Origin of the sequence: Psychrobacter sp. SCQQ22 (genome assembly GCF_015864605.1) — a bacterium.
GTDB classification, from domain to species: Bacteria; Pseudomonadota; Gammaproteobacteria; order Pseudomonadales; family Moraxellaceae; genus Psychrobacter; species Psychrobacter fozii.
The window spans coordinates 541878-556762 of the sequence record NZ_JADYWZ010000001.1 but is presented as its reverse complement, the minus strand read 5'-3'; the positions used below and the strand labels follow the sequence as shown (position 1 = coordinate 556762).

At 44.8% G+C, this 14885-nt stretch carries 12 protein-coding genes; all 12 read right to left on the bottom strand.

Annotated elements, in window-relative coordinates; all coding sequences use genetic code 11:
• Window positions 1-120: 120 nt before the first annotated feature.
• Complete coding sequence (locus I6E84_RS02320; protein ID WP_197215849.1) at window positions 121-1308, bottom strand: isovaleryl-CoA dehydrogenase; 1188 nt, start codon at window positions 1306-1308, stop codon at window positions 121-123.
• A 43-nt stretch (window positions 1309-1351) separates the two neighbouring features.
• Complete coding sequence (locus I6E84_RS02315; protein ID WP_197215848.1) at window positions 1352-2287, bottom strand: hydroxymethylglutaryl-CoA lyase; 936 nt, start codon at window positions 2285-2287, stop codon at window positions 1352-1354.
• Window positions 2288-2346: 59 nt separating this feature from the next.
• On the bottom strand, window positions 2347-4476 hold the full coding sequence (locus I6E84_RS02310; RefSeq protein ID WP_197215846.1) for an acetyl/propionyl/methylcrotonyl-CoA carboxylase subunit alpha: 2130 nt from the start codon (window positions 4474-4476) through the stop codon (window positions 2347-2349).
• 69 nt (window positions 4477-4545) lie between these two features.
• On the bottom strand, window positions 4546-5355 hold the full coding sequence (locus I6E84_RS02305) for an enoyl-CoA hydratase/isomerase family protein (protein ID WP_197215844.1): 810 nt from the start codon (window positions 5353-5355) through the stop codon (window positions 4546-4548).
• A 152-nt stretch (window positions 5356-5507) separates the two neighbouring features.
• Window positions 5508-7118: a carboxyl transferase domain-containing protein gene (locus I6E84_RS02300; RefSeq protein WP_197215842.1), complete on the bottom strand. Its 1611-nt coding sequence runs from the start codon at window positions 7116-7118 to the stop codon at window positions 5508-5510.
• A gap of 275 nt (window positions 7119-7393) precedes the next feature.
• On the bottom strand, window positions 7394-9169 hold the full coding sequence (locus tag I6E84_RS02295) for an AMP-binding protein (protein WP_197215840.1): 1776 nt from the start codon (window positions 9167-9169) through the stop codon (window positions 7394-7396).
• A gap of 402 nt (window positions 9170-9571) precedes the next feature.
• On the bottom strand, window positions 9572-10795 hold the full coding sequence (locus tag I6E84_RS02290) for an FAD-dependent oxidoreductase (RefSeq protein ID WP_197215838.1): 1224 nt from the start codon (window positions 10793-10795) through the stop codon (window positions 9572-9574).
• A 103-nt stretch (window positions 10796-10898) separates the two neighbouring features.
• Entirely contained in the window at window positions 10899-11498 is a 600-nt protein-coding gene (locus I6E84_RS02285) for a DJ-1/PfpI family protein (RefSeq protein WP_197215836.1), read from the bottom strand.
• 78 nt (window positions 11499-11576) lie between these two features.
• Window positions 11577-12203 (bottom strand): FMN-binding negative transcriptional regulator, encoded by a 627-nt coding sequence (locus I6E84_RS02280; RefSeq protein WP_197215834.1) that lies wholly within the window; start codon window positions 12201-12203, stop codon window positions 11577-11579.
• Window positions 12204-12391: 188 nt separating this feature from the next.
• Window positions 12392-13123 carry an amino acid ABC transporter ATP-binding protein gene (locus tag I6E84_RS02275; protein WP_197215988.1) on the bottom strand — a complete coding sequence of 244 codons (732 nt, stop codon included), beginning with the start codon at window positions 13121-13123 and terminating at the stop codon, window positions 12392-12394.
• A gap of 344 nt (window positions 13124-13467) precedes the next feature.
• Window positions 13468-14139 (bottom strand): ABC transporter permease subunit, encoded by a 672-nt coding sequence (locus tag I6E84_RS02270; protein ID WP_197129135.1) that lies wholly within the window; start codon window positions 14137-14139, stop codon window positions 13468-13470.
• On the bottom strand, window positions 14136-14882 hold the full coding sequence (locus tag I6E84_RS02265) for an amino acid ABC transporter permease (RefSeq protein ID WP_189582821.1): 747 nt from the start codon (window positions 14880-14882) through the stop codon (window positions 14136-14138). Before I6E84_RS02265 ends, I6E84_RS02270 begins: the two co-directional genes overlap by 4 nt.
• Window positions 14883-14885 lie beyond the last annotated feature (3 nt).

Below are 14885 nucleotides of genomic sequence, written 5' to 3'. Positions count from 1 at the left end.
CAGTCATTAAAAAGTGCCACGCTATGAGACATATAACGTAGCACATTTTTAGATTTTAAAATAAAATTATTCGATAAAAGTTAACTTTTAAGTCGTGGTTACATTTTATTTAGTCTCGCTTTATTTGGTCTCGTTAAACAACTCACGACCGACTAGCATACGGCGAATTTCGCTGGTACCTGCGCCAATTTCATATAATTTGGCATCACGCCAGTAGCGCCCAAGTGGATACTCATTGGTGTAGCCATTACCGCCAAATATCTGAATACCCTCGCCTGCCATCCACGTGGCTTTTTCGGCACACCATAGAATCACACTGGCGCAGTCTTTACGTACTTCTCGACTATGACCAGCACCGCGCGCGTCCAGCATATCGAGATTTTTCCCGACAGTATATAGGAAGCTACGACCAGCTTGCAGTATCGTATACATGTCCGCGACTTTACCTTGGATAAGCTGGAACTCACCGATCGCTTGACCGAACTGCTTACGGTCATGGATATAAGGCACGACATTGTCCATCACGGCTTGCATGATACCGATAGGACCCGCAGCCAATACGGCACGCTCATAATCTAGGCCGCTCATCAATACCTTAACGCCTTCATTGAGACCGCCTAAGATATTTTCACTCGGCACGGTCACATTGTTAAAGGTCATCTCACCCGTATGGCTACCACGCATGCCGAGCTTATCGAGCTTTTGCGCTGTGCCGAAACCTTCCATGCCTTTTTCAACGATAAAGGCTGTCATGCCTTTGCCGCCTAGCTCAGGATTGGTCTTGGCATAAACCACCATCACATCCGCATCAGGACCATTGGTGATCCACATTTTGCTACCGTTCAAAATATAGCTACCGTCTTTTTCTTCGGCTTTGAGCTTCATACTGACCACATCTGAGCCAGCACCAGTCTCACTCATTGCCAGTGCACCGATGAACTCACCGCTGACCAGCTTTGGCAAATACTTTTGTTTTTGCGCTTCACTACCATTACGTTTGATTTGGTTGATACATAGGTTTGAGTGCGCACCATAGCTCAGCGCCACCGATGCCGAAGCACGGCTAATCTCTTCCATCGCAACCATATGTGCGACGTAGCCCATGTTAGAGCCGCCGTACTCTTCAGGAACGGTAATACCATGTAGACCAATATCACCCATTTTTTGCCACAGATCCATAGGGAACTCATCGCTGCTATCAATCTCGGCAGCACGTGGGGCGATTTCATTGGCTGCAAACTGCTGTACCATATCGCGTAGGGCATCAATATCTTCGCCAAGCTGAAAATTCAATCCAGGTAAACTCATAACTATTCCTCGTATTTTAGTATTTAATTTTTACAATAATTTTTTAAGACTGACGTTTGTTAATTAAAGCTCGTGCCACGTTTGAACCATTCGGACGCTTTAAAAACTCACTGATACGCTCGCCTGCCACGACCAATTTATCCAAATCAATACCAGTACTGATACCCATACCATGCAGCATATACACCACATCTTCGGTTGCCACATTGCCTGTTGCGCCTTTGGCATAAGGACAGCCGCCAAGCCCAGCCACTGAGGTATCAAATTCGCTAACACCCATTTGTAGTGCGGCTAGCGTATTGCTCAATGCTTGACCATAAGTATCATGAAAATGACCTGATAGCATAGAAATATCAGCATATTCTAATGCAGCTTGTAATGCTCGTTGCACTTTAAGCGGCGTACCAACACCAATGGTATCAGCAATACCAATTTGCTCTGCACCAATCTCTATCAGACGCTTGGTCACATAGGCTACTTGGCTTGGATCAATGTCACCTTCATAAGGACAGCCGACTGTACATGAAATCACACCTCGTACTTTGATACCCTGCGCTTTTGCCGCAGCAGCCACTGGCGCAAAACGCTCGATACTCTCATCAATACTACAATTGATGTTTTTTCGACTAAAGGTTTCGCTGGCTGAGCCGAAAATAACGATTTCATCAGGACGGTGAATAATGGCATTTTCAAAACCGCGCATATTGGGCACCAGTACCGAGTAGCAAATGTCCGTTTGTCGCGTAGATGCTAGGGCATCAAGCAGCGCGCTATTATCACCCATTTGTGGCACCCACTTTGGCGAGACAAAACTGGTCGCTTCCAGCTTTTTGACACCGGCTGCAATCAAATCATTGATAAGTGTTTGCTTAACCTCAGTCGGTACCGTCGTTGACTCGTTTTGCAAGCCATCGCGTGGACTGACATCAACGATGGTGACATGGCTTGGATATGAATGGTTTGGATACGAGTGGCTCATACTTATCATCCTTTTTATTATTCGTCTTTCTATGAGGCTTTTTTATTAGGCTTCGTCAGCTATGCGCTCTCAGTATTTTCACCAGTATCAATGCGTAATAACTCGTCACCATCAGCGACCAAATCCCCTGCTGCAAATAGCAATTCTGCCACCACGCCATCCGTCGGCGCAGTAATAGTATGCTCTATCTTCATCGCCTCGATGACTGCTAACGGCTCGCCTTTTTTCACAGTATCGCCAACCGCTACTTTAAAGGCAACAACCTGCCCTGGCATCGGTGACTTTAAACTACCGACCGCTGCGGACTCTTCGCCTACGTGCGCCATGATATCAACAAGCGTAATTTCGTCACGGCCACTGTCTGTGAACACATAAACGGTCTCATTAAGTACCCAACTTTGCGCGCTAGTACCTGCACCATCTAACCATAACGTATGATTATTTTCGTCACTACTGGTATAGCTCACCTGACCTTCATAGACTGTTTCGGTCTGAGCAGCTACGTTAATATTGTTATTATCCTGCGTGTTAGCGATTTCTTTTTCAATAACGAGCGTAAAGCTGCTGAGGTTATCGCTGCCCTTTTTGCTATCAGAACAATTCGCATTATGCCAATTGCTCAGGCGGGCAGTATAAGCACTCTCATCATAAACCAAGCTGAATGAGCGAGTGTAATCGTTATAAGCACGGAAGCCAGTAGGTTTGCTAAATGGATCGATATCTGACTCTTGCGTCGCCATCTCACTCGCAAGCTGACGAGTAATGGCGGTCACAACCAGCGTCGATAATGCCAAAGGCTGCTGATTAAAAATCGCATCACGCTCGTGCTCAATCAATGCCGTATCGAGATTGGCTTTGCTAAAAGACGCCGTATTCAAAATATAGCGCAAAAATGCCGCGTTATTCGGCAAACCCACGATACGCGTTTGGGCAAGTGCTCGATCGAGCTTGGCTAATGCTTGCTCTCGCGTTGGCGCATGCACGATGAGCTTGGCAATCATAGAGTCATAGAACGGGCTAATCACATCACCTTCGCGCACGCCATCATCGATACGCACGCCAGTACCATTTTTATCAATCATAAAGGTGCTGTGTTCAGGTTTTTGATACGTAAACAATGTACCTGTCGCTGGCAAGAAGCTATTGTCAGGATTTTCGGCACAGATGCGTGCCTCAATTGCATGACCGTTGATAGTCAGATCGTCTTGAGTTTTTGGCAATGGGTGACCTGCCGCTACCAAGAGCTGCCATTCGACCAAATCAACACCCGTAATCGCTTCACTGACTGGATGCTCAACCTGCAACCGCGTATTCATTTCCATAAAATAAAAATTCATAGCGTCTTCGCGCTGCTCAACGATAAACTCGACCGTGCCTGCGCCGACATAATCGACCGCACGAGCCGCTTCGATGGCAGCGGTGCCCATCGCCTCACGCATCGCAATATCAACACCCGGTGCAGGCGCTTCTTCTAATACTTTTTGGTGACGGCGCTGTACGGAACAATCACGCTCAAACAAATGCACATAGTTGCCATGCGTATCACCAAATACTTGGATTTCGATATGGCGTGGTTTTAATGCGTACTTTTCAACCAACACTTTATCGTCACCGAAGCTCGTAATGGCTTCACGGCGACATGAGTCTAATAAATCCACAAAGTCGCTGCTTTTTTCGACGATACGCATACCTTTACCGCCACCACCAGCGCTGGCTTTAATCAGTACTGGATAGCCAATAGCGTCGGCTTGCTGCTGCAAGAATTGCGCATCTTGATTGTCACCATGATAGCCGGGTATCAGTGGCACGCCAGCTGTTTCCATCAACCGCTTGGATTCAGACTTGCCGCCCATAGCTCGGATAGCATCAGCCGATGGACCGATAAAGACCAGTCCTGCATCCTGACAAGCTTGCGCAAAGTCAGCGTTTTCGCTTAAAAACCCATAACCCGGATGAATCGCTTGTGCGCCAGTCTCAAGCGCTATCGCGATAATCGCATCACCTTTGAGATAGCTGTCTTTTGGTGCCGAACCGCCCAAATAGATCGCCTCATTACAGACAGCCACATGCTTGGCTTCACGATCCGCATCAGAATAAACAGCGACGGTGCTAACACCCAGACGCTTGGCAGTCGCGGCTACTCGGCAGGCAATTTCACCACGGTTGGCAATTAGAATTTTAGAAAACATAACTATCCCTGTGTGTTATCGTTTTTATTTGAGGTCTTATCTATTTACTCATTTATCTCTCGTGCAGTATTAATCTGCCGTCAACCAATTGGGCTTACGTTTTTGCAAAAAGGCTTGCACGCCCTCTTTACCTTGCTCTGATGAGCGAATATCAGCGATGCCTTTTACTGTATCGGCAATCAGCTCATCAGTGATGGGTGCACCAGCGACATCGTGTAATAGCTGCTTGCAGGTTTTGACTGCGTCAGGGCTATTTTTGACGACTTTACTACAAAATATAGCGACCTCATCAGCCAGCCATTCTTCGCTAACACGCTCATGGATAAAGCCAAGCTGACGTGCCTTTTTGGCATCAAACACTTCAGCACTTAAGAAGTAACGCTGCGATGCTCTAGCACCCAGTGATCTGATGACATAAGGGCTGATCGTTGCAGGTGCTAAGCCCAAACGCACTTCGCTTAGGCAGAAGTTTGCAATTTTGACAGCGATGGCCACATCACAAACAGCGACTAAGCCCATGCCACCTGCATAGACATCACCTTGGATTGCCGCAACTGTTGGCTTCGGGCATTCGTAAATAGTTTTGAGCATTTGCGCCAATTTATCAGCATCCGCTAAATTTTCTTCATAGCTATAATCTGCCATGGCACGCATCCAATTCAAATCGGCACCTGCGCAGAATGCCTTGCCAGCAGCCGCTAGTACAATGACACGTACCTCATCATCAGCACCAAGCATATTAAATGCATCAGTTAGCTCAGCAATCATTTCATCATTGAAAGCATTACGTATCTCAGGACGATTTAACGTCACAGTCGCCACGTGCTGTTCTACTTTAACCAGTAGGCTTTTATAGTTTTTATCACTGTTTTTTTGCATTATTTTCTCTATATTTTTTATGTAAATACTTAAACATACTCTTGGTCAATCCATAATAATGTTAATACAAGGAAACCGAATGTAGATGTACAAATCGTACTTCAAATGAGGTTGACGCAGTAGTAGATTATTATGGGAAGGTCTGAAAATGATTACATTCTAAAAATACCAAACGTCGTCTCTTCAATCGGTGCGTTATAGGCGGCGCTTAATCCTAAGGCCAATACATGACGGGTATCAGCAGGGTCAATCACGCCATCATCCCATAGACGTGCGGTGGCATAATATGGGTGGCCTTGCTTTTCATACATATCGAGAATCGGTGCTTTAAATGCCGCTTCATCCTCATCACTCCACGCCTCGCCTTTACGATCAAAATTGTCACGCTTGACCGTTGCCAGTACCGATGCTGCTTGCTCGCCGCCCATCACCGAGATGCGCGCGTTTGGCCACATCCATAAGAAGCGCGGGCTATAAGCGCGACCACACATGCCGTAGTTACCGGCACCGAATGAACCACCGACAATGACCGTGAATTTTGGCACTTTTGCATTGGCGACTGCCATCACCATCTTGGCACCATGGCGCGCAATGCCTTCGTTTTCATATTTGCGACCGACCATAAAGCCAGTGATATTCTGGAGGAATACCAATGGAATTTTGCGCTTGCAACATAGCTCAATAAAGTGCGTGCCTTTCTGTGCTGACTCACTGAACAGAATACCGTTATTGGCGATGATACCGACTGGCATCCCTTCGATATGAGCGAATCCACAGACTAGCGTTGTGCCAAAGCGTGCTTTGAACTCATCAAAAGCACTGTCATCGACGATACGAGCAATGATTTCTTTGATATCAAATGGCTTGCGCTTATCCGTTGGAATGACGCCGTACAACTCTTTGGCGTCATAGCGTGGTGGACGCGGCTTGATTTGATTAGGTACTTGCTTCGCAGGACGATTTAGATGGCTAACGATGTTGCGTGCAATCGATAAAGCATGGGTATCGCTTTGCGCTAAGTGATCGACGACCCCTGACAGACGGGTATGCACATCGCCGCCGCCCAAATCTTCGGCTGTGACCTCTTCACCTGTCGCCGCTTTGACCAATGGCGGACCACCCAAAAAGATGGTGCCTTGGTCTTTGACGATAATAGACTCATCGCTCATCGCTGGTACGTATGCCCCGCCAGCCGTACAGCTGCCCATGACTACGGCAATCTGTGGAATACCTGCGGCACTCATATTGGCCTGATTAAAAAAGATGCGACCAAAGTGTTCTTTATCGGGAAATACGTCATCTTGATTGGGTAAGTTAGCGCCGCCTGAATCCACCAAATAGACACAAGGCAAATTGTTTTCTTGCGCGATTTCTTGCGCACGCAGATGTTTTTTGACCGTCATTGGGTAGTAAGTGCCGCCCTTTACCGTGGCATCATTACAGACAATCATACACTCAATACCATTGATACGACCGATACCCGCAATCACGCCAGCCGCTGGAATCTCTTCGCCATACATATCATGCGCTGCCATCGGTGCCACTTCTAAAAATGGCGTACCCACATCAAGCAAGCGCTCAACACGCTCACGAGGCAATAGTTTGCCACGGGCTAAATGCTTGGCACGGGCACGCTCTGAACCGCCTTGCACGACTTTACGTAAGTGATCATATAAGTCATCGACCACCGCTTGCATGGCGGCACTGTTTTGCTGAAAGTCGCTTGAGTTTGGACTCAGTTTACTGGTTATGATAGCGCTCATGACATCCCTTTTCTTTAATGCGTAAATGCGAGTAGCTTCTTATGCGAATTATTCTAGCTACTGATTATTTTGGTCTTTATTCGTATCTTTATCCGTATAGCCAGCTCGATTTATAATCGATACAGCGAGATTTGGGTGAATTTTTTATAGCCTCTGTCGGCGTAGGCACAGCAAGCTAGAAAAATTAATACAAGTCTCGCGTTATACCATAACGTATTTATGTCATTTGGTATCGACTATAACCTTTAATAAATTAGACACAATAGTTAGATTAACTATAAGCCCAGCTCTTCTTTCATTTGTTCAATAATTTTATATTTCTGAATTTTTCCAGTGATGGTCATTGGATATTCAGTCACGAAACGATAGTAGGCTGGCACTTTATAATGAGCAATATGCTCGCTACAGAACTGGCGAACTTCCTCTTCCGTTAAGCTGTCTGCTTCTTTAGGAATAATCCATGCCGCGAGTACTTCGCCATATTTTTTATCAGGAATACCAACGATTTGTACATCACGAATCTTAGGATGACGATACAGATAGTTTTCGATTTCGACCGGATAGATATTCTCGCCGCCGCGAATGACCATGTCTTTACTACGGCCAACGATTTTGACATAGCCATCTTCGTCCATCGTAGCCAAATCGCCCGTATGCATCCAACCATCTTGGATGGCTGCGCGGGTTTTAAAGCGACTCCCCCAATAGCCTTTCATCACTGAATAACCGCGTGTCAGTAACTCACCCGTTTCGCCCAATGCGACAGTCTCACCCGTTTCAGTATTGACGACTTTGACTTCAAGTGCTGGCTGTACCAGTCCTACTGTCGATACTTGCTTATCAAGCGGCGTATGTTCATTGGTTTGGCAAGATACTGGACTGGTCTCTGTCATGCCATACGCAATGGTGACCTCACTCATGTGCATCTCGTCGATGACGCGGCGCATGACTTCAATCGGACAACTAGAGCCTGCCATGATGCCAGTACGTAAAGTCGATAAATCAAAGTTTTTAAACTCCGGATGGTCAAGCTCAGCGATAAACATCGTTGGCACACCGTGCAGACCCGTACATTTTTCTTCTTCGACCGCTTGTAATACAGTTAGCGGCTCAAACCCATCGTTCGGATAAACGATACAGCCACCATGCGTAAGAATCGCTAGGTTACCAAGCACCATACCAAAGCAATGATACAAGGGCACTGGAATGCACAGCTTATCTTCTTCGGTAAGGTTCATAGCCTCGCCGATGAAGTAACCGTTGTTAAGAATATTGCGATGGCTTAAGGTTGCACCTTTTGGCGTACCAGTCGTGCCACTGGTGAACTGGACATTGATGGCATCCGTGTTTTTGAGCTGGGCTTGACGCTCTGCAACCCGTGGATCATTGGCATCGCCTTCCGCCATCCATGCAGAGAATTTCTGCATAAAGTCAAAGGTTTCCTCAGATGCTGGCTCATCAATCCAGATGATACGCTCAATCGTTGGAATCTCGACCAAATCAAGCTGGGTATAGTCTTTATGATAAATCTCAGGACACAGTTCACTGATGAGACTGGCGTAATCACTGGTTTTGAAATGACGCATGAGCACAAGCGCTGAGCAGCCCAACTTATTCAAGGCATATTGCAGCTCAAAGGTACGATAGGCAGGGTTAATATTGACGAGGATAACACCGACTTTTGCCGTCGCTAATTGCATGAGCAACCATTCAGCATTGTTGTGTGACCAGATGCCGATACGATCACCGATTTCTAGCCCCATCTCAATCATGCTACTGGCTAGCTGATTGACTTGCTGTTGTAGCTCACGGTAAGTCCAGCGGATATTTTGATGGCGAGAAACCAAAGCTTCACGCTCTGGATACTTGGATACGATAGCATCAAAAAAGTCACCGATAGTCGCTTCAATGAGCGGCACATCAGGGCCTTTGTCATAGCTTTGGGTAAGCGGTGCATTTGCTGAGCGTGCGCCCATATTAATACTAGGAATGCTATTTAGAATAGTATCAAAATCAATTTTAGTCGCATCAAAATCAGAAGTTTGCGTCATAACGAGTCCTTTCGTTTTACTTTTTATCGTATTGGTCATTTATAGATAGTACGTATTGATAGCCTGTAGACCCGTTATTCTTCCTTGAATAGGTCTTATATAGATTGTCACTACTATACCGTTGTAAACAAACAGCTGTCAATCATAGTAATACAATGCGTATCATTTAATTAAATATTTATCTTATGAAAGATAGATACTTCACTAAAACTATCACAAAAATATGGCAAATTGTTGACACAAAAAAGCCAATCATACTATGGCTAGTATGATTGGCATTAGTATCAAAATTGCTATTAACATTACTATCAACAGTGCTGTTAACATTGTTATTAATATTTGATTTAAAAACTGAGTTTTTAGAACAAACCCAATTTTACGACCATTTAGTTTTAACAGTCATTAAGCTTTAACGATTGGCGGCAACTTGATGGTCAACGTAGCGCTCACGTCATCACTATCATTAAGCAAGTCCATGACTAACGCTTCATCACTTTCCGTCTTGACCTGCCAGTTGCCAGTCGCTTGCGGCACACCTGTTACCATGACAGAGATTGCTTTGTTTTTCAGGCGAATCATGGGCGGTTTATGCTCATAGCCACTGTGTTCATGACCTAAGATATCATCAGCGATGGTAGCAGCCTGAGCGCGTAATGGGGCCACATAACGACACGGCACGCCATCGATAGACATGCAGTCACCAATCGCATAAATATTGGCTGTACTGGTACGCAAGGTTGGCGCATCCACCACGATACCAGTGCGACGATTGAACTCGACACCAGCAGCTACAGGCAGTTTATCATCGACCGTCAGACCTGTACTGGCAATCACATGATCGACCATAAGTGGTTCGAGTGGCTCAGCAGTACTGCTTTCTGTCGCTGATGACAGCGCATCATAACTAACTTCTAGTTTTTCATCACTGAGACGAGTAATACCAGATACTTGATAACCCCCTAAAAAGTTAATCCCTTGCGACTTGACCGCTTGAGCGATACGAGCCGTCGCTTTTGGTGGTAGCATTTGTGATAGCGGCGCATCGTTCAAATCAATGAGTGTCACCTGATGACCAGCTTTGAGTAAGTCTTCTGCAATCTCCGTCCCAACCATACCTGCACCGACGATAGCAACGTGCTGGCTACCTGTTGCTAGCTTTTCTTGCAACTGTCCAAAACGCTCAATATGATTGACGTGCCATACCAAATCCTCTGGCAAGCTTTTTGGGAAGATAGGATGCGCACCCATGGCAAGCACCAGCTTATCATAGCCGATCGTGGCGTAATTGGTATAAACAGGATCTGAGCGCAGTGCAGAGACTAACTGTAATTCTTGAGTTGTCGTATCAACATCCGTTACTTGCGTGTTAGCAAGTAGCTTAACATTTGCAGCCTCTGCCGCATCAATACCAGTCGCTCTTACCAAGTCTGCCGCACTTTTCTTTTGGCTAATGGCCATGGTCAGCATTGGTTTATGATAACGATCGCCACTATCAGCTGTCACCAACGCAATCGGAATATCTTTGTCTTTCGCACGAATGGCATCAACCACATGCCAGCCCGCCAAACCTGCACCAATGATGACGATACCTTTAGATGATGCTACTGATGGATTTTCTACACTCATATGAACTCCAATACGGTTTATGAATTATTTTAATTATCAAAAACATTGACCGCTATTGTATCAGTAAACAGCCATTCACTCATCTATCCAATAACTCACTTAATTAGTTAATATCGAACTCCATGCGATGTGCTGTTGCACGCATGGTTTCACTATCTATTAGTTTTTCGATACAGTATAGACTTGCATGGATGCCTGCACTTATTCCCGCTGATGTGACAATATTACATGTATCATCACTGGCATCTACAAAGCGAGTATCAGAGATAACGTTGATACTAGGATACGATGCCAGATTATCCAAATCCATCCAATGCGTGGTGGCTGACCTACCAGCTAGCAAACCTGCTTCTGCCAATAGTAACGCTCCTGTACACACTGAAAGTGTAAGCTCTGCCAAATTTTCTTGAGTCTTGATCCAGTCAATCACTACTTTATTATGTATTTCTATTTTTTCAGCACCATAACCACCAGGGATTATTAGTACATCAATGTCTGGATGGTTGGTAAAATTATAATCAGGAATAACTTGCAGACCATTCCTAGCAGATATTGGCGCTTGGTTCTCAGCTATAGTGATAACGTCAAAATACTTATTGTTATCAGCATTTTCAGCTAATGAAAACACCTCAAAAGGTCCTGCAAAGTCCAACACCTCTACTTCATTAAACAGTAGTATGCCAACAGTTCGCTTTAGCGTCATAATCAATCCTAATTAAGTTGATATCATTAAGTAAAATTAAATCCGTCAGTATCATAAACACTATATTTTCAAGCTTGTCTACTCAATTAGCTTAGCCATTTCATCTGCCTTTTCCGTTTGCAGTCGCCCTAGTCCTGCGATTATGCCTGCTCTATTTTCAGCAGTCTTATTTTGACTAAGTTTAAACTGTGCTTGAACATCCGTGATATTGATGCGAATACCAACAATCGCTCGACAAAGTGCTTGAATGTAGTTCACTGGCGCATCACTGAGTGACCATGGAATAGGTTGGTTGGCTTCAAAATCTGTGGTTAGCTTCGTTAAGATTTCAATCAGCATTCCAGGCTCAGTTATCAGGCGAACTAATCCTGTGATATGCACGCTACGATAGTTCCACGTGGGTACTTCTTTATGAGTTATTGCTTTACTTGGGTACCAATTGGGGCTGATGTAATGACCGGTATCTTGAAATATAACTAGCCATGGTGCATCAATATTATCACCATTGTTCAAAGTATTTATTTTGGCAATATGCCCATATAGACAACCGTATTGACTGCCATCATCCTGCCAGTACATCGGAATATGACAAGCCTCTAATCCTGTATTTGTTTGTACAATGATAGTAGCCTGAGGCTGCTCTTTGATAAAGGCTTTTATAGTCTCAAAGTCTTCCTCTTTAAATGCTTTGGGGGTGAACATCATAGGCTCCAAGTCGTTTTTCAAATAGCTATATAAAAGAAACTGAATACAAAGCGCCCTATTAAAGATAGCGTTTAACCGTCTTTAATAGGGCGCTTTGTATAACCAGTAGCAGTGGAAAGAAAAATAAGTGTTAGAACGTGTCTTTATGTTAGAAACAGCGCTATAAATAATCGTAAATCAAAATCTATTTAATGATTCAAAATCTTCGATAAGAATTGCTGTGCACGCTCACTTTTCGCGCCTTCAAAGAACTCATCCTTACTACAGTTCTCAACGATATGACCTTCATCCATAAAGATAATACGATTGGCCACCTGACTGGCAAAGCCCATTTCGTGCGTCACACACATCATCGTCATACCATCACGAGTCAGCTCCACCATCACATCGAGCACTTCTTGAATCATTTCAGGATCGAGTGCTGAGGTTGGCTCATCGAACAACATTGCTATGGGATCCATCGCGAGCGCACGAGCAATAGCGACTCGCTGCTGTTGACCACCTGATAGCTCAGCAGGATATTTATTGGCTTGAACGGTCAACCCTACTCGATCTAAATAAGCCATTGCTTTTTGCTTGGCTTCCGCTTCTTTACGACCCAATACTTTAATTTGCGCAACCATTAAATTATCGATGATGGTCAAGTGAGGGAATAGCTCAAAATGCTGAAACACCATGCCGACGCGGCTACGTAGCTTAGGTAAGTTAGTTTTTGGATCACCGACAGAGATACCGTTGACCATGATATTGCCTTTTTGAAAGGGCTCTAGCCCATTCACGGTCTTGATCAAGGTAGATTTACCACTACCCGATGGACCACAGACTACGACGACATCACCTTTGTGGACATGAGCGGTACAGTCAGTCAGTACCTGAAAGTCACCATACCACTTGCTAACGCTATCTATCTCAACGACCATCTCACTGCTAGCATGACCACTGTCTGTGACCAGTCCACCAAAGTCATTTATAAACGTTTTAGCATTATTCATCGTTGGCTCCTAGCCTTGTTCTTAATCTTGCCCAATTGCATTCAGTCAAAATATAGTCAATCCTCTATAAAAGAGTTACCGCGTTAACCTCGCTTGAAGTATTACATATACATCTGCACTCGGTTGCCTTGTCTCTCTTTTAAACTGAATCAACGTTACATTAATGACAAATGCAGTTAAATTTTGAAAGCATTAGAGCCAATCAAATGAGATCAGATAACCATGTTCAGATAATCATGCATTGATCGACTCTAACGCTTAACAGTCCTTTATTAAAACCTTAACCTTTTCTGTACGCGTTGTACACCGACTGAAGCTGCCAAGCTTAGGACGAAATACACAGCGCCTGCGCCTAAGATGTAAGGCGTCAATAGACCCATTAGTTCACCACGTACGTATGCTGCTCGGAAGAAGTCAGTCAGACCAATAGCGAACACTAAGGTCGTATCTTGGAATAAAATAATACATTGCTGCAAAATCAATGGCAGCATCTTGCGAAAGGCCTGTGGCAAAATGACCAAACGCATCGTCTGCCCATAAGTCATGCCCAATGCTTTAGCCGCATTAACCTGACCACTACCGATAGACTGAATACCCGCACGGACGACTTCTGAGAAATAAGCCGCTTCGAACATCATAAACGCGACAACACAAGAGGCAAAGGCTGCATCTAGTTGTAAATACTTACCCGCTGCCCAAAAATAAATCATCGGTACTGCAAAGTAGAACCACAGTAGCACCAACAGTAACGGTACAGATCTAAAATAATTAACATACAGCTTAGCGGGAATCTCTAATGCTTTGATACCTGACAAGCGCATGAGCGCCAATACCGTACCTAAGCTGATACCACCGATAATAGCCAAAAATAGGACTTTTAGCGTGGTAATCATGCCACCCATTAAGCCTGGATACGCGGTCGCAAGTTCGGTCATCATATTCATTTCTGACTCCCTGCGATAAGCCCTGGTACTCTTAATTTACGCTCGATCAAACCCATAATAGCGATGAGTGAGAGATTAAAGACGAGGTAGATAATCGTCGCATAAGTATAAATCTCAAGGCTATTCTGTGTGTATTCGCTGATGGTTTTGGTTTGACTGATGAGCTCCATGACACCGACCAATGAGGCGACAGAGGCATTCTTAAAACAGTTGGTAAGCTCAGAGCTAAGCGGCGGTAAGATAATACGGAATGCTTGTGGTAGCAGGACTTGCTTATAAGCTTGCGGAATAGTGAAGCCTAGTGCATACGCTGCGTTTATCTGTCCTTTTGGTAGCGACTCGATACCCGTACGTACTTGCTCGACAATACGAGCTGCTGTAAACAATCCTAAACCAATACTGGCTGAGAGCATCGCGGATGTATTCGGCGATAAATCTCTAAACCACCACTCTTGTAACGCTGGTGTCAACCAACCAGGTGCCACATAAAACCAAAAAAATAGCTGCACAAGCAGCGGAATATTACGAAAAAAGGTCACATAAGCGGTGCCAATGCGACGAGCTGTTTTGTTAGGTAAAGTACGCATAATACCGAAGACAGTACCGACGACCATCGCAATGGTCCAAGCAATACTACCAATCAGTAATAACCAGCCAAGACCAGTAATCATCCAGTGGATATACAGCTCGTTGCCAATACCCGTATGCTCAAAGAGCACACCCCAGTTCCAGCTATAATTCATGAT